Origin of the sequence: Corynebacterium sp. c24Ua_83, from assembly GCF_039907245.1 — a bacterium.
In the GTDB taxonomy this organism is placed as follows: Bacteria; Actinomycetota; Actinomycetes; order Mycobacteriales; family Mycobacteriaceae; genus Corynebacterium.
This window is the reverse complement of the sequence record NZ_JASBOI010000008.1, coordinates 1-22,183: the sequence shown is the minus strand read 5'-3', so window position 1 is coordinate 22,183 and position 22,183 is coordinate 1. Positions and strand designations below refer to the sequence as shown.

Sequence of the window (22,183 nt, the reverse complement as noted above, 5' to 3'; positions counted from 1 at the left end):
CGGCATAAGCTCCGCCTGGACCTTTAACGGAAACAAACTCACTCATCTGAAAGGCTCGGTTAACCCGCGTGGCTGACCACGCCCACAATCTCAAGGCCCGTTCGTGGAATACGGACGGGCCTGTTGGCGTCCCTACCCGCGGAACGACCGGCTACAACCGCCTGCGCAAATCCGACCGCTGGCTGGTGGCGCAGCCGCGGGTACAGGCCCAGCTGCGGGGTGCCGTGCTGCACGAACACCGCAACCCCGTGGCCGTCGACGTCGGCTACGGAGCCTCCCACACCACCACCTGCGAGTGGGCTCGGTGGCTGCGGACCATCGCCCCCTCGGTGGAGGTCACCGGCCTGGAGATCGAGCCTTCCCGCGTGCTCCCCGACCGCGAGGGCGTGCACTTCGCCCTCGGCGGCTTCGAGCTGGCGGGGCTGCAGGCGGACGTTGTGCGCGCCTTTAACGTGCTGCGCCAATACGACGTGGATCAGGTGCAGGCCGCGTGGGATACGATGCGTGCGAACCTGCGCCCCGGTGGAGTGATTATCGAGGGCACCTGCGACGAGGTCGGCCGCCGCTCCTGCTGGGTACTCCTGGATGAGGCCGGCCCGCAGTCACTGACGCTCGCGTGGGACCCGCAGGACATCGAAAAACCCTCCGACCTGGCCGAACGGCTGCCGAAGACCCTGATTCACCGCAACACCCCCGGCCACCTCATCTACGACGTCCTCGCGGAGCTCGACCGCAGCTGGGAACGCGCCGCACCCCTGGCCGTCTTTGGGCCACGGGTACGGTGGCGCTCGGCTAAGCAGGAATTCTTGGGTTCTCTTGGTGACGCCCACTCTCCCGCGGCGCGGCTCAACCCGCGCCGCCGCTTGGCGGATAATTCAATTACCTTGCCATGGTCAATAGTCTACGAGCCTGTGCGTTAGCTATCTGTTCTCTGCCAACTCTTGGCTTAACTATGGGCTCAAAAGTGGGCTGGGGCTAAGATACGGGTTGGCACAGCCCCGACGATAAGGAACACTGATACGGGTGACTAACCCACAAAACCCTTCACAGAATCCGTCCTCCAATGCCGGTGGCAACGAGAACCAGACGGCTGTCTGGAACACCAGCGGCAACAATGGCGGCAGCAACCCGAACCAGTACGGCTCTGGCTACGGCGCTCCACAGGGGCAGCCGGGTGGATACGGCCAGCCGGGGCAGCAGGGCGCCTACGGCCAGGCAGGCGCGTATGGTCAGCCGAACCAGAACATGTTCCAGCAGCAGCCAAAGAAGAGCAAGCTTTGGCTGAAGGTCCTTATCGGATTTCTGCTTGTCATTGTTTTGCTGCTGCTCCTCGCCGAGTTCGGCCTCCGCTGGTTCATGAAGGACCAGATTCAGAGTGCCTTCAGGGAACAGCAGCAGGAATCCGGTGTATCCGAGCCCGTGGATGCGGAGATCTCGCTGGGCGCTTCCCCATTGCTACTGGGAATTGTGCAGGGCAAGATCCCCCAGATGACGGTCGACATTCCATCCACGCTGGACATCACCTACGAGGGGCAGGATAAGTCCAAGCCTCGGGTTACCGGCGAGCCCGCGGTGCACCTGGAGCTGCGGGACACGCAGATGGATACCGACAATCCCGATGACGCCGTGGTGGGCGACCTGCGACTGCGGACGGTCATTACCAAGGAGATGCTGCTGGCTCAGGCCTCCGAAAGCGCCAGCGACGGCGGTGGGGATGAGGACAACCCGCTGGCTGGGTTACTGCAGATTACTGACGTCCGCCCCAACCCGGACAAGCAGACCCTAAGCTTCGACCTCACTGGCGGTCTGGCGACCTTCGAGGTCAAGCCAGTTATCCAGGGCGGGCAGATGAAGATGGAGATGGAGAACGTCTCCCTGCTGGGTATGGATCTTCCGGAGTCCTTCACCCAGGAGATGGAGTCGCAGCTGGAGGATTCCATCCCCGCTGATGTCCAAGGCGGCATGGACTTCGAATCCATCAACGTCACCGACGAGGGGCTGGAAGTGAACATGCACGGCACGGACGTTAACTTCGCCGAGCTGGACACGGGCTCCGCCACCGGCGGCTCCAGTGGCGGCAGCGGCTCCGGCAGTGGCTCTGACGGTGGCAACGGATCCGGTGGTTCCGGCGGCAGTGACTCGGGCAATACCGAGGACGCGGACCTCACCCGCCCCTGGAAGGAAGACGGCCCGGTCGGTTCCTCCGAGATGGCCGCCTAGCCGCTCCCCCGGCTCCGGTCACCTAGCCCGCCAGTACGGAGTACGGCGGCACGGCGCAGGCCGCAAACCGGCTCTAGGCGCCCAGCACCTTCGCTGCCGCGGAAACCCCCAGGCGGGTAGCTCCCGCCTCAATCATCGCCAGGGCCGCATCCCAATCGCGGATGCCACCCGAGGCCTTGATCCCCACCAGGCCCGCGGCAATGCGCTCTTCCTCCCCCATGCCGAACGGCGCCAGCTTCCCCAGCTTGCGCAGCTCGTCGGCCATGATGCTCACAGCCTCCACGCTCGCACCACCCGCCGGGTGGAAGCCCGTGGAGGTTTTTACGTAGTCCGCCCCCGCCTGCACGCACGCGCGCACGGCAGTGCGCAGCTGCTCCTCGTCCAGCAGTGCGGACTCCACGATCACCTTCAGCACCAGCGGGTGCGGCACAGCCTCTCGCACGGTAATTAGCTCCGCCAGAAGCGCATTCTGATCCTTCGCCAGGGCCGCCGCCACGTCGATCACCACATCGATCTCTTCGGCGCCCAACTGCGCGGCATAACGCGCCTCGGTGGCCTTCACCAAGGAGGCGTGCTTGCCGCTAGGGAACCCGGCTACGGTGGCGATGCGCAGCGTGGCGTCAGTACCCGAAGAACCCGAAGGCACCACAGACCCCAGGGGCAGCATCGAGGGCGACACGCACACCGCGCCACACCCCAACTCCGTGGCCTCGCGCACCAGAGCCGCCACGTCATCGCGCGACGCTTCGGGCTTCAGCAGCGTGGCATCCAGGATGGCGGCGACGGCCGCGCGGGAGACCTTAGAACGGTCGAAAGAAGTCACCAGGAACCACCCGAGTTATCCAGCACGTCGCGGATCGCGGGGCGCACGTCCTGCCAGTAGATGCCGACGATGACCGCCGCAATGATCCACAGCAGCTCGATTGCGATGAAGAAACTCAGGATGGACAGCGCCACCGCACCACCCATCAGCATCAACCAGTTCTGCTTCTCGCGGTCGATAACCATAAAGGCATCGTCGCGGGTGTTAGCCAGCTGCGCCAAGCCGATGGCCGCCAGCACGAAAATAGCAACCGCCAGCGCCAAATTGATACCCATATATACGTTAGCCAACGTCGTAAAGACCATGTACATGCCACTCAGCCTAACGCAAAGATCAGCTCAGTCAGGGAGTAAATCGCCAGGCCAGCCAACGCGCCCACAATCGTGCCATTCACGCGGATGAACTGCAGGTCCTTGCCCACCATCAGCTCGATCTTGTCGGAAGCCTCCTGCGCGTCCCACCGCTCGACTGTCTCGCCGATGATGCCGGTGACCTCGCCCGCGTAGTTATCGGCAAGGTAGCTGGCCGCCCCTACGATGCGCCGTTCAAGCTCTTCGCGCAGCTCCGGCTCTTCTTGGATACGACGCCCATACGCCTCCACCCATTGCGCAATCTGACGGCGCAGCAGGGAATCTGGGTCGCGGAACCAGGAGGTGAGTGTTGCGCGGGTGGACTCCCACAAGCGGCCGGGCATCGCGGTAACAGGCCCGGAGGTCATGACGTCATTCTTGAAGCCTTCCACCCGGGCAATCATCTTTTCATCGTGCTGGAGGTCCTGCGAAAGCTGGTAGATGAACGAGCGCAGCTGGCGGCGGGCATCGTGGTTAGGGTCGCGGCGAACATCGCCGGTGAATTCCACCAGCTCGCGGTACACGCGGGAGCCTACGAGTTCACGGACGAAGCGGGGCGCCCAGGCCGGGGTGCGCTCGTCGATGAGGCGGACAACGAAGTCTTCGGAAGTGCGGGCCTTGTCGTCCATCCAGACCACAATTGCATCGACGGCGGGTTCAGTGCGCCCTTCCTCGATGAGTTGCTCCAGGCCGCGGCCCAGCGGCGGGCCCCAGGTGTGTTCGCTGAGCTTGTCGATGACCAGCGCGCGGAGGACTTGCTCTGCTTCCTGGGGGTTGATGCCATTGACTGTGAGGTCGATGATCTTGCCGACCTCTTGCGAGACGCGTTTGGCGCCGCCGTCGTTGACAACCCAGTCGCTGGCACGCTCCGGGATGCGCGCCTTGCGGAGCTTATCGCTGATGAGGGCGGCATTGAGGAAGTTCTCCCCTACGAACTCGCTGAGCGCGTGGCCGACCTGATCCTTCTTCCGCTTGATGATGGCCGTGTGCGGGATGGGGATGTGCAACGGGTGGCGGAACAGGGCAGTGACGGCGAACCAGTCGGCAAGGGCACCGACCATGCCGGCTTCGCTGGCCGCGCGGACGTAGCCGATCCAGGCGCCTGGGTTGCCCTGGTATTCGAGCCAGCGCATGGCCACGTAGATGAGGGTCGCGATGACTAGCAGGCCGGTGGCGATGGCCTTGTGTTTGCGCAGTTCCGCCCGGCGGGCCGCCTCGGTGGCCGGGTCGGGGCCCGGAACCTGGGACAGCGGTGCCGACTGGTGGTGCTGCTGGGGCCGCCCGGTCTGCTGGTGTGCAGAGCGGCCTCGTGCGGCGGAGGTCTCATTAGCAGTCATTATTCAATTATGGCACCGCAAGGGGTGTTAAGAGGGTTTCGATAGGGCTCCGGTGAGGCTTCGGCGGGGCTTCAGTGAGGGCTGAGCAAGTGTTCCGCTAAGTCCAACAACCTATCCAACAACCTAAATGTCGGAAAAGTTGCAAAACGTTATTAGTGACACTTTTCACTAATGCAAAAGCGCTGGTCAGACGGTTTTCAGTCCCAGCCGTAGACAGTCGAGCAAAAAGAAATGCAACTTTTCCGACATTTAGCCCCCTATCCCACCCTTCGGAAACACTCCCCGGCGCAATACTGTGCGGGCAAAGCAAAACCGCGCCACCGAAAGTGGTGGCGCGGTCTGCGCAATTGGAGGCGCTTTGGCTCTGACTTCAGCTTCGGCTCAAACCCAAGCTCTGACTCAAGGTCAAGCCCTGCCGTTAGCTCTAGCCTCAGCTGAAGCTATAACTAACCGCTAGCTAGATGATGCGGCCGGAACGATCCTTGTAGTCGCGGTAGTTCTTGCGACCTGCGTGGATGCACGCAGAGCCAGCTACAACTGCAACAACGGCCATTACAACGCCGATAATCAGGTACGTCATGCCGTTTTCCTGAGTTCCGGACATGTTGGTAGCCAGACCGAACACGATGGTACCCAGACCCGGCATCAGCAGCAGCCAAAAGCCCATGCCGATCCAAGTGAGGGAGCGCTGCAGCGAAGAGTGCGGCGCATCAAAGCTGGACGGCTGGTAGCCATCAACGTAGTAACGCTCCATGTGCAGGTTCTCACTGAGTGCCATGGTTCTCTCCTACTTTCTGATACTTGTCTTGGAGTTGATCTTAGTCATCCTTGCCGCGGAAAGCGGCACGGGTGCGTTCCTTTGTGATAGCTGCTACAGCCGTCAGCGGGATACCCGCCGGGCAAACGTCAGCACACTCGCCGTACAGCGAGCAAGGACCGAAAGTACCCTCGACCTCATCAACCATCTTGCGGGCGCGCTTGCCGCGCTCCTCACGCCCCATCGGGGACAGCGTCAGGTGCACCAGCTTTGCGCCGGTGAACAGGTGAGCTGCGCCGTTCGGGCAAGCTGCAACACAGGCGCCACAGCCGATGCAGGCAGCGTGGTCCAGCGCCTTCTCAGCGTCGGAGTGGTTCACCAGCAGGGAGTCGGCATCCGGGGCGGTGCCGGCCATGACGGACACGAAGCCACCCTTTTCCATCACGCGGTCCAGTGCGGAACGGTCGACGACCATGTCCTTGATCACCGGGTACGCAGCGGAACGCAGCGGCTCCAGCTTGATGGTGTCGCCATCGTTGAAGGAGACCAGGCGCTGCTGGCAGGCCGGCTTGTTCTGATCCGGGCCGTGGGGGCGGTCGTTAACCATCAGGCCACAGGTACCGCAAATACCCTCGCGGCAGTCCGAGGCGAAGGCAAAGGCCTCCTTGCCCTCCTCAACGAACTTGTTGTTTACGTGGTCGAGCAGCTCCAGGATGGACATCTGCTCTGCGGCGTCGTCAACGTCAACAGACTCGAAGTGGCCTTCGGCATTCGGGCCCGCCTGACGCCAGATTTCAAGATGCAGTTTCATTACTTGTAATTCCTTGTCATCAGCGGGATACGGTCGAAGTACAGGGGCTCGGAGTGGCGGATGAACTTGTTCTCGCCATTCGGCTCCCAGGCGGAGACGAAGCACCAGTTGTCATCGTCACGCTCTGCCTCGCCGTCTTCGGACAGGTGGTCATCACGGTAGTGGGCACCACAGGACTCGTCGCGGTCCAGGGCGTCCACGCACATCAGCTCGCCCAGATCCAGGTAGTCGGCAACGCGGGTTGCGTACTCTAGGGTCTGGTTCATTTCCTCGGTACCGCCCGGGATGTGGACGTTGGCCCAGAAGTCCTTGCGCAGTGCGCGGATCTTCTCGATGCCGTCCTTCATGTCCTTCACGTTGCGGGACACGCCACAGGAGAAGTACAGGATCTCGCCCAGCTGGCGGTGGTAGTACTCCGGGCCGTGCGGGTCGTCGCCCTTGATGGTGGTCAGACGCTCGATACGGTCCTTGGCACGCTGCAGGGCTTCCTGAGCTGCCGGGGAATCGGCGGCCGGAATCTCCTCGCCCAGGTGCGGTGCCAGGTAGTTCGGGATGGTGAACGGCAGGGTGAACCAGCCCTCCACGGAAGAGGACAGCAGGGAGTTAGCACCCAGACGGTTCGCGCCGTGGTACATCCAGGAGGACTCACCGGAGCAGAACAGACCGTCGATGGACGTCATCTCGTTGAAGTCGGTCCACAGGCCACCCATGGTGTAGTGGCAGGTCGGGGCGATGCGCATCGGGGTCTCGTAAGCGGACTCACCGATGGCCTCTTCGTACATCTGAATCAGGTTGGAGTAGCGCTCGCGGATCGTGTCCTTGCCCAGGCGCTGGATAGCGTCACCCAGATCCAAGTACACGGAGTTCTTCATCGGACCCACGCCGTAGCCAGCGTTGATCTGCTGAGCGTTGGCACGGGAAGCGATGTCACGCGGAACCAGGTTGCCGAAGGCCGGGTAGCGGCGCTCCAGGAAGTAGTCGCGCTCGTCCTCCGGGATGTCGTTCGGCTTGCGGTCGTCGCCCTTCTTCTTCGGGGTCCAGATGCGGCCGTCGTTACGCAGCGACTCGGACATCAGGATCGTCTTGGACTGCCAGGTGGAGTTCACCGGCAGGCCGGTCGGGTGGAACTGCACGAAGGATGGGGACGCCATGTAGGCACCCAGCTCGTAGGCGCGCATGATGGCCGAGGCGTTGGAGTTCTTGGCCAGCGTGGACATGTGGTACACGTTGCCGTAGCCGCCGGTGGCCAGCACGGTTGCGTGGCCGGTGTGAGCCTTCAGCTCGCCGGTCAGCAGGTTGCGCATGATCACGCCCTCACAGCGCCCGTCGTTGACGATCAGGTCAACCAGGTCGTTGTGGGTGAAGATCTCCACGTGACCGGCACCGATCTGACGGTACAGCGCAGAGGTGGTGGCCAGCTGCAGCTGCTGACCCGTTTGGCCACGGGTGTAGTAGGTGCGGGAGACCTGAACGCCACCGAAGGAACGGGTTGCCAGGGTGCCGCCGTACTCGCGGGAGAACGGCGCGCCGACAGCGTTCATGTGGTCGATGACCTTCGGGGACTCCATAGCCAGGCGCCAGCAGTCGTTCTCGCGGCAGCGGTAGTCGCCGCCCTTGACCGTGTCCTTGGCGTGCAGGTAGGTGGAGTCGTTATCCAGCTTCTTACCGCGGGAGGAGTTCACACCACCCTGCGCAGCGATGGAGTGCGCGCGACGCGGGGAGTCGTGGTAGGTGAACACCTTGACGTCGTAGCCCAGCTCGCCGAGTGCGGCAGCTGCGGCGCCACCGGCCAGGCCGGTGCCGACGATGAGGATGCGGAACTTGTTGCGGTTCAGCGGAGACACCATTCCGAAGTGCTCCTTGGCGTACTGCCACTGCTTATCCTGGCCGACTACGTGGGGTGCGTTGTCCTTCAGGACCTTGCCGACGGTCACGCCTTCGACGACGGATTCCGGCGCAGTGAAAGCAGCGACGGCCTTGTCGTAGTCGAAGTCCGCGGTCTGATTGTGCGGGTGGTTAGTTACTTCGCTCATTTAACTCTCTTCTCCTTGTAACCAGACTCGCCGTTATTGCCCAGCCGGGACGAACGGGACCTGATCAACCAACCCAAACATCACAGCCAGCGGGATGGAGATGTTGCCGATCATCACGATCGCGGGCAGCAGGTAAGCGATCCACAGCATGACCTTGCGGGTGCGGTGGCCGGTGATGCCCAGGTCCGAGGTGGCAGTCCAGATGCCGTGGGACAGGTGCATGAACAGGATCACCATCGCCAGGATGTAGAAGATGGCTACAGCCGGGCGGTCGAAGGATGCAATCAGGTTCTGGTAGGCAGCGTGTGCACCGTCGGTCGGGCCCTGGAAGTCCTCGGAGGCGACCGGCTTTACGCCCATCGTCAGGTCCAGGATGTGGAAGATGATGAACAGCAGCAGCACGATGCCGGTGACGATCATGCTGCGGGCAGTAAAGGTGTTCCAGCTGCTAACCATGCCCTTGCGGCGGTAACGGCCGCGGGACTGGTGAGCACGGCTAGTCAGTGCGAATGCGCACCATACGTGCAGGATCAGGGACACCAGCAGCACGATACGAGCAACCCACAGGAAGGACTCGTGCGGCAGCAGCGGGTAGCCGAACTCACGCAGGAAGTCGGCGTAGGTGTTGAAGGATTCGGCCCCCATGTAAACCTTCAGGTTTCCAACCATGTGAACCAGGACGAACAGCGCGAAGATGATACCCGTGATGGCCATCGTCAGCTTCATCGCCCACGAAGGGAAGCCTGGCTTCTCGCGCAGGCTCGAAGTTCTCAGTTTTCCGTGAGCGATTGCCTCACGGTCGTCATATTTAACAGTCATGGCACCTCCAGTGTCATAGATACTGTATGTGCTTAAGCCCCCGTCGGACTACTTGTGTACCTGCATATTCCCGGTCTTACACCCCGTTATGGGGTATAGCATTTCCGCAATACAAACCTTGCAAAAATACCCATAACGGTACGACCGTACTGTTAGATTCCCCCTAAGAGGTTGTCGCCGCGCGGCGTCACACTGGTCACACGGCTTTCGGGGGTTACCCTGTTCCTTTCTTATTGACGCCACGCCCCAACCCCTTCACGTCCACCACCCACCTCACAGAGAATGCGGGAGTGGTGGCGCGCGCTGGCGGTGGGCGTCAGAAAATATATATTTTTATAGCTTTACCCAGTGATCCGGGGAACCATGCCTAGAACCGCCATCTGCATCCCGGGCAGCTTCGATCTCATCGGCCCCGTCGGTGCGGTGTTCGCTGAGCAGCGTCGCTCCCTTTACAACGATGGGCTCGTGGCCGACGACAACCTCCTCGCCCATGACCCAGATCGGGCCGACCTTGCGGTCCCCCTCCTCCAGCACCAGCTCTACCTCGCCTGGGCGAACCTCCACGCGCAGGCGCTCGCCGTACAGGGTGATGTGGTAGGTCAGGGACTCCCACTCGTCCGGCAGGCGCGGGTCGATGGTGAACTGCCCATAGAAATCGCGGAAACCGCCGAAGCCATTGGTCAGCGCCGTCCACGCGCCACCGCACGAGGCGATGTGCACGCCGTCAGAGGCGTTGTGGTGCAGATCGCCCATGTCCACGAACAGACCGCGGTAGAAGAACTCCTCTGCCTTCTCCTTGTAGCCCAGCTCCGCCGCGATGATGGACTGTACGACGGCCGACAGGGTGGAGTCTCCCGTGGTCAGAATGTCGTAGTAGTCGTAGTCCGCGCGCTTGACCTCGGTGGAGAAGCGCTGCCCCTGCAGGAACAGCGCCAGCACCACGTCGGCCTGCTTCAGGATCTGGTAGCGGTAGATCGTCAGCGGGTGGTAGTGCAGCAGCAGCGGACGCTTCGGACCGACCTCCGGATCGTCCAGGTCCCAGATTCGGCGATGCAAGAACTGATCGTCCTGGGGGTTGACCTTCAGCTCCTCGTTGTACGGGATGTACATGCACTCGGCGGCCTTGCGCCAGAGTTCAACCTCGGCCTGCGTGATGTGCTTGAGGCCCTGCAGGTTGCGGTATTCCTCGGGGCGTTCCTTTTCCGTCTGGCTTACCACCGCAGCCGCGACCTCCAGGTTGTACTGGGCCATCACGTTTGTGTACAGGTTGTTGTTCACCACGGTCGTGTACTCGTCCGGGCCGGTCACGGAGTGGATCTCGAACTTGTCCTGCTCGCTGTTGAAGAAGCCGATGGACATCCAGAACCGGGCGGTCTCCACCAGCAGGCTGATGCCTTGCTGCAGCAAAAACTCCGTGTCACCGGTGGCGTAGACGTACTTCATCAGTGAAAACGCGATGTCTGCATCGATGTGGTACTGCGCCGTACCCGCCGCGTAGTAGGCCGAGGATTCCTGGCCATTGATAGTGCGCCACGGGAACAGGGCACCGTCGTGCGACAGCTCCAGCGCACGCTGCTTGGCCGCGGGCAGCATGTCGTAGCGGAAGCGTAGGGCGTTCCGGGCCAGGTTGGGGTTGGTGTAGCAGAGGAACGGCATCACGTAGATTTCCGTGTCCCAGAAGTAGTGGCCGCCATAGCCGGAGCCGGTCATGCCCTTGGCCGGCACACCGTTGGTTTCTGCGCGGGCGGAGGCCTGGATCAGTTGGAAGATGTTCCAGCGCACTGCCTGCTGCAGCGCGGGCTGGCCGGCGATGCGCACGTCGGAGCGCTCCCAGAAGCGGGCCAGCCACTCGGCCTGGTTGTCCATCAGGTTGCTAAAGCCCACCGACTTTGCACGGTTGATGGTGCGGGCGCAGCGGAATGCGAGCTCCTGCGGGGCCACGTGGCGGGAGGAGTGGTACGCCGTGAACTTTTCCAGGCGCATCTTCATCCCTTTCTTGCCGTTCAGGTGGTACGTCACGCGCGCGACGTCCTCTTCCACCTCCGTGGAGACCTCCACGCCGGTATCCACGCCCGTGTCCGTCTCATCCGAGGGATTGTCGATGTCCAGGATGTGGTCCATGGAGACCGTCACGGTCATGCCCGAGTGGTTGATCTGGTAGCCCAGCGTGGCGCGCTCCGGCTCCGTGCTGGACTGATACTTCGGAATGAACACGCGATCCTGGAACTGCTCGCCCTTGCGCGGGTCGAAGCCCTCCTCGCCGGCCACGCGGGCGTTGTTATCCGGGAACTCGCCCTGGCCATCCTCGCGGTTCAGCAACTGGGAGGAGACCACAACGGCTGCCGGCGCGTCCAGCAGCTCGACCTCCAGGGACTGCAGCGCCAGGTGACGCTCCTGGAAGCTCACCATGCGCTCGGAGGTCACGCGCACGTGCTTGCCGCCCGGAGTACGCCAGACCAGGCTGCGGCGCAGCACACCTTCGCGGAAGTCCAGGCTGCGGTTGTATTCCATGACCTCCGCGTTGCCCAGGCGTAGCGGCTCGTCGTCGATGTACAGTCGCATGGCCTTGGCGTCCGGCACCGAGACGATGCTCTGCCCCATGCGCGCCAGGCCGTACGCATCCTCCGCGTGCTCGATGTCCCAAGTTTCGTGCACACCGTTGATGAATGTGCCGTGAGTATGGGAATCGCGGCCCTCCTCCGGGTTGCCACGCAGCCCCAGGTAGCCATTGGACAGCGCGAAGAGAGTTTCGGAAACGCCCAGGTCCATGGAGTTCGGCCGGGTTTCAATCAGAGCCCATTCGTCAACCGGGTTGTTATTACGATCCACAGACTCCAGCGGATTCACCGCGGTGTGCTTCATGTCTGCACGGAACCCCTCCGCACGCAAGTCACCACCGTCAATCGGCCGCTTGAAGCCTGGCTCCGCTCCCTCTCGGCGAGTTGCTAGGAAGTCTTTCAGCCGCTGGTCTTCCGGGCTGCGCTTGGTCTGTCGTTGCGCGTTGATTCCCATAGTGTTTCCGGTTTCTCCGTCTAGTTCTGTCTAGTTCCGTCTACTTCTTTATAAGCCTGCGTAAGCCTATGTAAACCTGCGTAAGTCTTTGCAGTTCTGTGCCGGTTGTTCGTCTAAAGGCTCAGCGTGTAAAGGTTCTGCGTGTTAGCCCCCGGCCACGTACTCTAGCCCAGCAGGTCCGCCAGGTCGTCGACCACGATGTCCGCGCCGTACTCGCGCAGCGCCTCCGCGCCTGCCCCGCGATCCACGCCGATTACCAGCCCGAACTTGCCGGCCTTTCCACTGGCCACACCACTGGTGGCATCCTCCACCACCACCGCGTTCTCTGCACTGGCGCCGAGCTGCTGTGCGCCATACAGGTACGTATCTGGTGCGGGTTTACCCGGCAGGTTCTTTTCGGACGCCACCTTCCCATCCACAACAACCTCAAACCGATCGAGCAACCCCGCCGCCTTGAGCACCGGACGGGCGTTCTTCGAGGAGGAGACGATCGCGATCTGGGGCGCCTTCTCCCCCGCCGCAGCGCGATCCCGGATGGCATCCAGCAGCTGCACAGAGCCCTCGTAGGCCTGCACACCTTCTTCCACCAACTTCAAAAAGTCCGCGTTCTTGCGGGCGCCCAAGCCGTGGATCGTGTCCTGATCCGCATTATCGTCCGCGTTGCCCTCCGGAACCTCGATGCCACGGCTGGCCAGGAGGGCAGCCACGCCCTCGTCGCGGCGGCGGCCGTCCAGGTAGTCGAAGTAATCCTGTTCGGTGTAGGGCTCAGCCCCCTTGCCCTCCAGGAACGCACTAAACATCCGTGCCCACGCCTGGCGGTGGAGCTCTGCGGTCGGGGTGATCACGCCGTCGAGGTCGAAAAGTACGGCGTCAAAATCAAAGAGAGAACGAGAAGGTGGGGTGCCAAAGGTGGTGACGGACAAAGTCGGGCTCCTTCCGGGGCGCCTTGGTGCATGTGCGGTCGTGCGTGCGTGTTCGTGTGACCACCAGTCTAACCAGGGGTCGGACAACTGTCCGTACAAGGAAGCTGCACGGAATTGGACATAGGAAAACCGCCGGGTGAGGCGGGCTCACACCGGCGGTTAGGCCCTTATCGCGCTAAGCGACGCTAGCTGTACGCAAGGCCTTAGGCGATGCCGTTTTTGGCCTTGAACTCCAAACGACGGGCGTGCAGAATCGGCTCAGTATAACCAGCCGGCTGCTCCAGACCCTTAAACACCAAATCCTTCGCAGCCTGGAAAGCCACCGACTCATCAAAGTTCGGAGCCATGTTGCGGTAGTTCGCATCACCAGCGTTCTGCTCATCCACCTTCGCAGCCATACGCTGCAAAGACTCCAGAACCTGCTCCTCAGTCACCACACCGTGCTTCAACCAGTTAGCCAGGTGCTGGGAATTAATACGGCACGTAGCACGATCCTCCATCAGGTCAATGTCGTGGATATCCGGGATCTTAGAGCAACCAACACCCTGCTCCACCCAGCGAACCACATAACCCAGGATGGACTGGGAGTTGTTATCAATCTCCTCAGCGATCTCCTCAGCAGACCAATCAGCGGACTCCGCCACCGGAATGGTCAGAATGTCACCCAGAGTCTCACGACGCCCCTCGGTACGCAGCTTGTCCTGCACCTCGAAAACATCCACCTCGTGGTAATGGGTTGCGTGCAGCGTCGCACCCGTCGGGGACGGAACCCACGCGGTAGACGCGCCCTCCTTCGGCTGGCCGATCTTCTGCGCCAGCATGTCAGCCATCAACTCGGTCTTGGCCCACATACCCTTACCGATCTGCGACTTACCCGGCAGACCGTGCGCCAGACCAGCATCCACATTGTTGTCCTCGTAAGCCAGCTTCCACGGCGCGGTCTGCAAATCCGCCTTACGCACCATCGGACCAGCCAGCATAGAGGTGTGGATCTCATCACCAGTACGGTCCAGGAAACCGGTGTTAATAAACGCCAGGCGCTCCTTAACCTGCGCGATGCAGGCATCCAGGTTAGCGGTGGTACGACGCTCCTCATCCATCACACCAACCTTCAGAGTGAACCGCTCCAGACCCAGCAGATCCTCCACCGCACCAAACAGGTCGTTGGTGAACGCAACCTCCTCCGGACCGTGCTGCTTCGGCTTCACAATGTAGATCGAACCATTACGGGAGTTACGCAGCGGGTTGTTCTCATCCAGACCCGGGATCGCAGCAGCCGAAGTAATAACGGCATCCATGATGCCCTCGAAAATCTCCTCACCGTTCTGATCCAGGATCGCCGGGTTCTGCATCAGGTGACCGACGTTACGCACGAACAGCAGGGAACGGCCGTGCAGACGCAGCTCCTCACCATCACGGGAGGTGAACACGCGATCCTCGTTGAGCTTACGAGTGAAGGTTCGCCCTGACTTAGTAATAGTTTTAGTCAAATTACCAATATTTAGTCCAAGCCAGTTGCGATAACCCAGAGTTTTATCCTCTGCATCCACAGCTGCAACTGAATCTTCAAAATCGATAATTGTCGTCACAGCGGATTCGAGGTTCAGGTCCTTCACGCCAGCCTTGTCGGTCTTGCCGATCGGGGACTCCGGGTCGATCTGGATGTCGATGTACAGCCCGTTGTTGTACAGCAGGATGTCGGTCGGGTTGGCCTTATCACCGCCGAAGCCCGCGTAGACCTCCGGGTTGCGCAGGTGCACGTCGTTGCCGTCGACGGTGGCAGTCAGCTGGCCGGACTCGACTGCGTACTTGGTGACGTCCTTGTGGGAGCCGGACTCCAGCGGCACAACGCGGTCCAGGAACTCGCGGCCCCACTCGATGACCTTGTCACCACGGACCTTGTTGTAGCCGGTGCCCTTCTCCTGGCCGTTCTCCTCAGAGATCGCATCGGTGCCGTACAGAGCGTCGTACAGGGAACCCCAGCGAGCGTTCGCAGCGTTCAGCGCGAAGCGGGCGTTCAACGCAGAGATCACCAGCTGCGGACCGGAGGTCTCTGCGATCTCACTATCGATGTTCTGGGTCGTAATCTCGAAGTCGCCCGGCTCGTCTACCAGGTAGCCGATCTCCTTCAGGAAGGCCTTGTACTCCTCCGGATCCTGAGCACCCTTGTGGTCGGCGTACCAGGCGTCCATCTTCTTCTGCAGCTCGTCGCGAGTGTTCAGCAGCTCACGGTTACGCGGGGTGTACTCCTCGACGATCTTGCCGAAGCCATCCCAGAACTTCTCCTGCTCCTCGGCGGAATCCTTGCCGATGACGGGAAGTACCTCAGTGTTAACGAAGTCGTAGAGAGTCTTGGCAACCTGAAGGCCGCCGGCCGTTACGCGCTCGGCACCTTGAGAAATAGCGGAATTAGAAATCATTGTAGAATAGTCCTCTCGAGAAATTATCTAGTAGGATCGGCGCATACCAAGAATATTGTTGGCTACTTAATTCAGAATCATCTCCTCACTGACAGGTGCCGTTCGAAACAAACGGGCCGGCCAAAATAATTCTGAGACGCGATAATCCTTCGCAAATCCGTTGCCACCATGGGTCTGGATCGCCCGATCAACGCTCTTTACCGCAGCCTTAGCCGCAGCGAATTTGGCATAATTCGCACTAGCGCCACAGTCTCCGTCGGATTCGAAATCCGAAGCCGCACGAAAAGTCGTATTCCGAGCCAACTCTATATCTATTTTGGCCTCTGCGAGTGGATGTGAAATGGCCTGATGGGTGGATATAGGAGCACCCCAAACCTCGCGAGACTCTGCATAGGCAACGGCTAAGTCAAGTACACGAAGGGCAATGCCATTGCAAAAAGCAGCCATAATGCCAATTTTCATTTTTAGGCACTCCTGGTTTGGTCAATATAGCTCTGCCGGGCAAACACAAACCCCACCGCAACCATTAGAACCACTCCTAACGCCATGCATAGGCTTGCAATCGACAATCCGGTTAGATCGATGAGGTACCCACCTGCCAGAGGAACAACACTCGCAGCAGCATACGTACCCAAACTCAAAAGTGCTGTTGCTCCAGGCACCGAATCTTCGTCAACCTCTTGATGGATCAGTCCAAAGCTGCCCAAATTACTAATCCCTTGCCCTGCACCTATAAGTACCGCGCTTAGAATCAGGAACCATAAGCTCTGTTGCGTCATTGCTGCGCCAAAGATGCACATCGCCAACGCGATTAGCACCATAGAGAATCTGATGTGCGCAAGGCTGTGGAGTCGACGGACTAGACTCTGCGCGATCGGGCTAACCGCATACATACCTCCTGCAATCAGGCCAGCACCCAGGGGCCCGCTTGTTTCACTAATTCCGTTGAGAAGTGTTGGAGACAGTGCCAAAACAATTCCAGCAGCCGTCATCCCCGGACCAAAAGCCCCGAGACCAGCAAGAACAACACGCTTGTCTTTCTTCCCCAGCCCCTTGTGGGGCAACAAGTCTCTCCTGGGCTTACACTCCGTCTCCGACTCTGTTCCGACCACTACCAACGATATTGCGAGAAGGAGAGCCATAAGAACGAAAACCGTCTTAGTCGGCCATGGAACCAACTGCGCAACCACGCCTGCAAACAAGGGTCCGCCTGCCAGCCCTATTGCGATACCTAACGTAGCCGTGAGCGTAGCTTTAGAGGATTCATCCTCACTAGCCATACTTTGCACAGCCGATGGCCCTAGCACCAAGAGAGCTCCGGAGCACAGACCGGTAAGGATCCGAGCCAGTAGAAGTATTGGAATACTGTCCGCTAAGACGTAAAAGAGACACGAAACAATACCGAGCACCACAGCCAGTTGCTGCGTACGCTTCCTTCCCCAACTATCACTGAGCCCCGGTGCCAGCAAGAAGGCTGGCGCGAGCCCCCCAAGGTACATGATGAAGATGAGCGTCAGCGTCCCTGCAGAGAAGCCAATATCCGAACGCCACAGTTCCATCAGCGGGGTCGCGAGGTTCGGCAGCATGAATCCAGCCACCAACGGAAACGCATACAAAGCCAGAGGAAGTGTGCGACGTGTCATACTCCAACACTAACCCCCTGAGGGGGTTAGTTCAAGAGGTACTGTAGATTTTATGAATACTTCATCCACAAACCAGCTTCGCCAGCTTTCTTTTGTGTTTTATGGCGAGCGGCCTGCTCTTGACTTTGCGAATACCCTTCGGCGCCGTAAAGATCCGCTGCATCCTACGGTCGACCTTCTCGGCGATCGTTCTGACTTCGTCAGCTGGCTTAACCAAGCTCGCCGAGCAACGTCTTGGGCCCGCGAACTTCCTGAGCTTGTGGAAACTCCAATGCCGATTGATCAGGAAAGCGTTACGGCGCTTCGCGAGGCAGTTCTACTCTTGGCAGAGCATAGCCTCGGCATAAATACGCTCTCCTCATTCGAATTAAATTCCACAATCGATGTACTCAACGAATGGTCCACCAGGCGGCCTTTACTTCAGTTGGACGCTCAGTCCTTCTCTCCGCATCCGCTTAACAGCGAAGAGTCTGATCTTAGGAAGACACTGGCAAAGAATCTTGAGCTGGAGCAGGCATTAGGTTTTGTCGCTGCCGACGCGGTTGCACTTTTCGGAACTAATGACCGGCAGCGATTGAAGATATGCGGCCACGAGCGTTGTGGAATTCTCTTCGAGGATCGCTCTAACGGCCTGCGGAGGCAGTGGTGCTCGATGAAGGACTGTGGCAATCGGGCTAAAGCCCGTCGCTACTCTCATAACAAGTAACCCGGGCTCTTAACCAGCATCTATTCTGCACCAGTCAAAGAGAAAAACCCCGCCCCAAGGCTCCGTCAACAGCCTCAGAGACGGGATCTAACTTGCAGGGGGTGTGAGAACGAGCACCTCCCTAAATGTAGCTAATTAGGCGATGCCGTTTTTAGCCTTGAACTCCAAACGACGGGCGTGCAGAATCGGCTCAGTATAACCAGCCGGCTGCTCCAGACCCTTAAACACCAAATCCTTCGCAGCCTGGAAAGCCACCGACTCATCAAAGTTCGGAGCCATGTTGCGGTAGTTCGCATCACCAGCGTTCTGCTCATCCACCTTCGCAGCCATACGCTGCAAAGACTCCAGAACCTGCTCCTCAGTCACCACACCGTGCTTCAACCAGTTAGCCAGGTGCTGGGAATTAATACGGCACGTAGCACGATCCTCCATCAGGTCAATGTCGTGGATATCCGGGATCTTAGAGCAACCAACACCCTGCTCCACCCAGCGAACCACATAACCCAGGATGGACTGGGAGTTGTTATCAATCTCCTCAGCGATCTCCTCAGCAGACCAATCAGCGGACTCCGCCACCGGAATGGTCAGAATGTCACCCAGAGTCTCACGACGCCCCTCGGTACGCAGCTTGTCCTGCACCTCGAAAACATCCACCTCGTGGTAATGGGTTGCGTGCAGCGTCGCACCCGTCGGGGACGGAACCCACGCGGTAGACGCGCCCTCCTTCGGCTGGCCGATCTTCTGCGCCAGCATGTCAGCCATCAACTCGGTCTTGGCCCACATACCCTTACCGATCTGCGACTTACCCGGCAGACCGTGCGCCAGACCAGCATCCACATTGTTGTCCTCGTAAGCCAGCTTCCACGGCGCGGTCTGCAAATCCGCCTTACGCACCATCGGACCAGCCAGCATAGAGGTGTGGATCTCATCACCAGTACGGTCCAGGAAACCGGTGTTAATAAACGCCAGGCGCTCCTTAACCTGCGCGATGCAGGCATCCAGGTTAGCGGTGGTACGACGCTCCTCATCCATCACACCAACCTTCAGAGTGAACCGCTCCAGACCCAGCAGATCCTCCACCGCACCAAACAGGTCGTTGGTGAACGCAACCTCCTCCGGACCGTGCTGCTTCGGCTTCACAATGTAGATCGAACCATTACGGGAGTTACGCAGCGGGTTGTTCTCATCCAGACCCGGGATCGCAGCAGCCGAAGTAATAACGGCATCCATGATGCCCTCGAAAATCTCCTCACCATTCTGGTCCAGGATCGCCGGGTTCTGCATCAGGTGGCCAACGTTACGCACAAACAGCAGGGAACGACCGTGCAGACGCAGCTCCTGACCATCACGGGAGGTAAACACACGATCCTCGTTGAGCTTACGGGTGAAGGTCTTGCCGCCCTTCTCCACTTCCTCGGTGAGGTTGCCGGTGTTCAGGCCGAGCCAGTTGCGGTAGCCCAGGGTCTTGTCGGTTGCGTCGACGGCGGCGACGGAGTCCTCGAAGTCCATGATGGTGGAGACTGCGGATTCGAGGTTCAGGTCCTTCACGCCAGCCTTGTCGGTCTTACCGATCGGGGACTCCGGATCGATCTGGATGTCGATGTACAGGCCGTTGTTGTACAGCAGGATGTCACTCGGGTTGGCCTTGTCACCGCCGAAGCCCGCGTAGACCTCCGGGTTGCGCAGGTGCACGTCGTTGCCATCGATGGTGGCGGTCAGCTGGCCGGACTCGACTGCGTACTTGGTGACGTCCTTGTGGGAGCCGGACTCCAGCGGTACAACGCGGTCCAGGAACTCGCGGCCCCACTCGATGACCTTGTCGCCGCGGACCTTGTTGTAGCCGGTGCCCTTCTCCTGGCCGTTTTCCTCAGAGATGGCGTCGGTGCCGTACAAAGCGTCGTACAGGGAACCCCAGCGAGCGTTCGCTGCATTCAGCGCGAAGCGAGCGTTCAGGATCGGCACCACCAGCTGCGGGCCGCCGGTCGTGCCGACCTCCGGGTCGATGTTCTGGGTCGTAATCTCGAAGTCGCCCGGCTCGTCTACCAGGTAGCCGATTTCCTTCAGGAAGGCCTTGTACTCCTCCGGGTCCTGGGTGCCCTTGTGGTCGGCGTACCAGGCGTCCATCTTCTTCTGCAGCTCGTCGCGAGTGTTCAGCAGCTCGCGGTTACGCGGGGTGTACCCCTCGACGATCTTGCCGAAGCCATCCCAGAACCTCTCCTGCTCCTCGGCGGAATCCTTGCCGATGACGGGAAGTACCTCAGTGTTAACAAAGTCGTAGAGAGTCTTGGCAACCTGAAGGCCGCCGGCTGTTACGCGCTCGGTCTGGGTCATAGTGACGTGGCTCCTCACATATCAATCGATTTACCTATTTAAAGGTCTCTACCCTCAAAGACTAGGTGAGTTCCCTCACGATCGGTATGAAGTTGGTCATAGATCGCACTTTGTCCACCCCCACCGACGGGGACTATCGGGCAAGCTTGTTCCTCTTTTTCTTTTTGACGCCACGATTCAACCCGTGGCGCACCACACCTATAAGCGCAGTAAGAGAGCCACATCACGTTCACACGTTAAGGCGTCGCTTAGAAACAGTGTGGAGAAAAACTTTACAAGATTCACAAAAAGGGGAGCCACCCCCACACAGAAATATCCGCCTGACCGGCATTGACGTGGTTATTTAGGTTGGTACTCTCGTAGGTAGAGACACGGAACGCAGACTTCACCTAGGCTGCACTGGAAAGTGCTGTCGAGGTTCTCGAATATGCGGCTCGGTGTCCCCCCGCCAGGAACCCCCGGGCAGGGACCAAGACATAACTCTCCCCTTAATGAGTAAGGAAGTGACCCCCTACATGTCGAACGTCGGCAAGGCACGTACCGCTGAAGAAATCCAGAAGGACTGGGACGAGAACCCCCGCTGGGCTCACGTCGAGCGCGATTACACCGCAGAGCAGGTCGCTGAGCTGCAGGGCACCGTTGTTGAAGAGCACACCCTGGCACGCCGCGGCGCTGAGATCCTGTGGGAAGCAGTCAACAAGGGTGACGACTCCTACATCAACGCCCTGGGCGCCCTGACCGGTAACCAGGCCGTTCAGCAGGTCCGCGCAGGCCTGAAGGCTGTTTACCTGTCCGGTTGGCAGGTTGCAGGTGACGCTAACCTGTCCGGCCACACCTACCCCGACCAGTCCCTGTACCCGGCGAACTCCGTTCCGTCCGTCGTTCAGCGCATCAACAACGCGCTGTCCCGCGCAGACGAGATCGCTCGCGTTGAGGGCGACACCTCCGTTGACAACTGGCTGGTTCCGATCGTTGCCGACGGCGAGGCTGGCTTCGGTGGCGCACTGAACGTTTACGAGCTGCAGAAGGCCATGATCAAGGCCGGCGCTGCAGGTACCCACTGGGAGGACCAGCTGGCCTCCGAGAAGAAGTGTGGCCACCTGGGCGGCAAGGTCCTGATCCCGACCCAGCAGCACATCCGTACCCTGAACTCCGCACGTCTGGCAGCTGACGTTGCCAACACCCCGACCCTGGTTGTCGCTCGTACCGACGCTGAGGCCGCTACCCTGCTGACCTCCGACGTTGACGACCGCGACAAGCCGTTCCTGACCGGCGGCCGCACCGCTGAGGGCTTCTACAACGTGCAGAACGGCATCGAGCCCTGCATCGCCCGTGCGAAGGCATACGCTCCGTACGCTGACCTGATCTGGATGGAGACCGGCACCCCGGACCTGGAGCTGGCTAAGAAGTTCGCTGAGGCTGTTCGCTCCGAGTACCCGGACCAGCTGCTGGCTTACAACTGCTCCCCGTCCTTCAACTGGTCTGCACACCTGGACGACGACACCATCGCCAAGTTCCAGAACGAGCTGGGCGCAATGGGCTTCAAGTTCCAGTTCATCACCCTGGCTGGCTTCCACGCTCTGAACCACTCCATGTTCGACCTGGCTTACGGCTACGCCCGCAACCAGATGACCGCTTTCGTGGAGCTGCAGAACCGCGAGTTCGCGTCCGCCAAGGAGCGCGGCTTCACCGCTGTGAAGCACCAGCGCGAGGTCGGTGCTGGCTACTTCGACAAGATCGCCACCACCGTCGACCCGAACTCCTCCACCACCGCCCTGAAGGGCTCCACCGAGGAGGGCCAGTTCCACTAAGCCGCTTGCTTCCAAGCGCTAGGAACTAGCTGCGCGGGCTGAAAAACCCGCACACTGCTAGGGCTCGGTCAGCACGAGAGTGCTGGCCGAGCCCTTTCTCTTTTCTGACAAACGGCTACTACGGATGAAGCCAATGGCAACTTCCCCCATGCCCCAAAGCCTCCGAATATACTGGTGAGCACCATGG

The 22,183-nt window shown here is 60.3% G+C and carries 17 protein-coding genes; 4 read left to right on the top strand and 13 right to left on the bottom strand.

Annotated features, from left to right (window positions below):
• Positions 1-68 precede the first annotated feature (68 nt).
• Positions 69-920: a class I SAM-dependent methyltransferase gene (locus QKE30_RS06695; protein ID WP_239198931.1), complete on the top strand. Its 852-nt coding sequence runs from the start codon at positions 69-71 to the stop codon at positions 918-920.
• 103 nt (positions 921-1,023) lie between these two features.
• Positions 1,024-2,220: a DUF2993 domain-containing protein gene (locus QKE30_RS06690; protein ID WP_347934412.1), complete on the top strand. Its 1,197-nt coding sequence runs from the start codon at positions 1,024-1,026 to the stop codon at positions 2,218-2,220.
• Positions 2,221-2,293: 73 nt separating this feature from the next.
• Here QKE30_RS06690 and deoC read toward each other — a convergent pair whose 3' ends face one another.
• The 12 genes from deoC to QKE30_RS06630 all read right to left on the bottom strand — a co-directional run bounded on the left by deoC (position 2,294) and on the right by QKE30_RS06630 (position 17,148).
• Positions 2,294-3,043, bottom strand: coding sequence for a deoxyribose-phosphate aldolase (gene deoC, locus QKE30_RS06685; protein WP_239198937.1), 750 nt, complete (start codon positions 3,041-3,043; stop codon positions 2,294-2,296).
• Entirely contained in the window at positions 3,040-3,318 is a 279-nt protein-coding gene (locus QKE30_RS06680; RefSeq protein WP_347934411.1) for a DUF2516 family protein, read from the bottom strand. Before QKE30_RS06680 ends, deoC begins: the two co-directional genes overlap by 4 nt.
• Before the next feature lie 41 nt (positions 3,319-3,359).
• Positions 3,360-4,730, bottom strand: coding sequence for a DUF445 family protein (locus QKE30_RS06675; RefSeq protein WP_347934410.1), 1,371 nt, complete (start codon positions 4,728-4,730; stop codon positions 3,360-3,362).
• A gap of 457 nt (positions 4,731-5,187) precedes the next feature.
• Complete coding sequence (locus tag QKE30_RS06670) at positions 5,188-5,508, bottom strand: hypothetical protein (protein WP_239198943.1); 321 nt, start codon at positions 5,506-5,508, stop codon at positions 5,188-5,190.
• 40 nt (positions 5,509-5,548) lie between these two features.
• Complete coding sequence (locus QKE30_RS06665; RefSeq protein ID WP_239198946.1) at positions 5,549-6,298, bottom strand: succinate dehydrogenase/fumarate reductase iron-sulfur subunit; 750 nt, start codon at positions 6,296-6,298, stop codon at positions 5,549-5,551.
• Positions 6,298-8,331 carry a fumarate reductase/succinate dehydrogenase flavoprotein subunit gene (locus QKE30_RS06660; protein ID WP_034985208.1) on the bottom strand — a complete coding sequence of 678 codons (2,034 nt, stop codon included), beginning with the start codon at positions 8,329-8,331 and terminating at the stop codon, positions 6,298-6,300. Before QKE30_RS06660 ends, QKE30_RS06665 begins: the two co-directional genes overlap by 1 nt.
• Positions 8,332-8,364: 33 nt before the next feature.
• Positions 8,365-9,150: a succinate dehydrogenase cytochrome b subunit gene (locus tag QKE30_RS06655; protein ID WP_347934409.1), complete on the bottom strand. Its 786-nt coding sequence runs from the start codon at positions 9,148-9,150 to the stop codon at positions 8,365-8,367.
• Positions 9,151-9,483: 333 nt separating this feature from the next.
• Positions 9,484-12,162, bottom strand: coding sequence for a glycosyl hydrolase family 65 protein (locus QKE30_RS06650; protein ID WP_347934408.1), 2,679 nt, complete (start codon positions 12,160-12,162; stop codon positions 9,484-9,486).
• Between the two features lie 164 nt (positions 12,163-12,326).
• Positions 12,327-13,085 (bottom strand): HAD-IA family hydrolase, encoded by a 759-nt coding sequence (locus QKE30_RS06645; RefSeq protein WP_347934407.1) that lies wholly within the window; start codon positions 13,083-13,085, stop codon positions 12,327-12,329.
• 203 nt (positions 13,086-13,288) lie between these two features.
• Positions 13,289-15,505: a malate synthase G gene (locus tag QKE30_RS06640; RefSeq protein WP_347934406.1), complete on the bottom strand. Its 2,217-nt coding sequence runs from the start codon at positions 15,503-15,505 to the stop codon at positions 13,289-13,291.
• Positions 15,506-15,571: 66 nt separating this feature from the next.
• A complete protein-coding gene (locus QKE30_RS06635; protein WP_347934405.1) occupies positions 15,572-15,967 on the bottom strand; it encodes an acyl-CoA dehydrogenase family protein in 396 nt (131 codons plus the stop codon).
• 2 nt (positions 15,968-15,969) lie between these two features.
• Positions 15,970-17,148, bottom strand: a complete 1,179-nt coding sequence (locus QKE30_RS06630) for an MFS transporter (RefSeq protein ID WP_347934404.1) — start codon at positions 17,146-17,148, stop codon at positions 15,970-15,972.
• Positions 17,149-17,200: 52 nt separating this feature from the next.
• Between QKE30_RS06630 and QKE30_RS06625 the strand changes: the two genes are divergently transcribed.
• Entirely contained in the window at positions 17,201-17,854 is a 654-nt protein-coding gene (locus tag QKE30_RS06625) for a CGNR zinc finger domain-containing protein (RefSeq protein ID WP_035012451.1), read from the top strand.
• Between the two features lie 135 nt (positions 17,855-17,989).
• On the opposite strand, the gene QKE30_RS06620 is transcribed toward QKE30_RS06625, so the two are convergent.
• Complete coding sequence (locus QKE30_RS06620; protein WP_347934403.1) at positions 17,990-20,185, bottom strand: malate synthase G; 2,196 nt, start codon at positions 20,183-20,185, stop codon at positions 17,990-17,992.
• Positions 20,186-20,700: 515 nt separating this feature from the next.
• Between QKE30_RS06620 and aceA the strand changes: the two genes are divergently transcribed.
• On the top strand, positions 20,701-21,996 hold the full coding sequence (gene aceA, locus QKE30_RS06615; RefSeq protein WP_035002935.1) for an isocitrate lyase: 1,296 nt from the start codon (positions 20,701-20,703) through the stop codon (positions 21,994-21,996).
• Positions 21,997-22,183: the final 187 nt, after the last annotated feature.

Coding starts and splice junctions, on each gene's coding strand:
- QKE30_RS06680 (WP_347934411.1), bottom strand. CDS start 3,318: ATGGGTATCAATTTGGCGCTGGCGGTTGCTATTTTCGTGCTGGCGGCC.
- QKE30_RS06675 (WP_347934410.1), bottom strand. CDS start 4,730: ATGACTGCTAATGAGACCTCCGCCGCACGAGGCCGCTCTGCACACCAG.
- QKE30_RS06670 (WP_239198943.1), bottom strand. CDS start 5,508: ATGGCACTCAGTGAGAACCTGCACATGGAGCGTTACTACGTTGATGGC.
- QKE30_RS06665 (WP_239198946.1), bottom strand. CDS start 6,298: ATGAAACTGCATCTTGAAATCTGGCGTCAGGCGGGCCCGAATGCCGAA.
- QKE30_RS06660 (WP_034985208.1), bottom strand. CDS start 8,331: ATGAGCGAAGTAACTAACCACCCGCACAATCAGACCGCGGACTTCGAC.
- QKE30_RS06655 (WP_347934409.1), bottom strand. CDS start 9,150: ATGACTGTTAAATATGACGACCGTGAGGCAATCGCTCACGGAAAACTG.
- QKE30_RS06650 (WP_347934408.1), bottom strand. CDS start 12,162: ATGGGAATCAACGCGCAACGACAGACCAAGCGCAGCCCGGAAGACCAG.
- QKE30_RS06640 (WP_347934406.1), bottom strand. CDS start 15,505: ATGATTTCTAATTCCGCTATTTCTCAAGGTGCCGAGCGCGTAACGGCC.
- QKE30_RS06635 (WP_347934405.1), bottom strand. CDS start 15,967: ATGAAAATTGGCATTATGGCTGCTTTTTGCAATGGCATTGCCCTTCGT.
- QKE30_RS06630 (WP_347934404.1), bottom strand. CDS start 17,148: ATGACACGTCGCACACTTCCTCTGGCTTTGTATGCGTTTCCGTTGGTG.
- QKE30_RS06625 (WP_035012451.1), top strand. CDS start 17,201: ATGAATACTTCATCCACAAACCAGCTTCGCCAGCTTTCTTTTGTGTTT.
- QKE30_RS06620 (WP_347934403.1), bottom strand. CDS start 20,185: ATGACCCAGACCGAGCGCGTAACAGCCGGCGGCCTTCAGGTTGCCAAG.
- aceA (WP_035002935.1), top strand. CDS start 20,701: ATGTCGAACGTCGGCAAGGCACGTACCGCTGAAGAAATCCAGAAGGAC.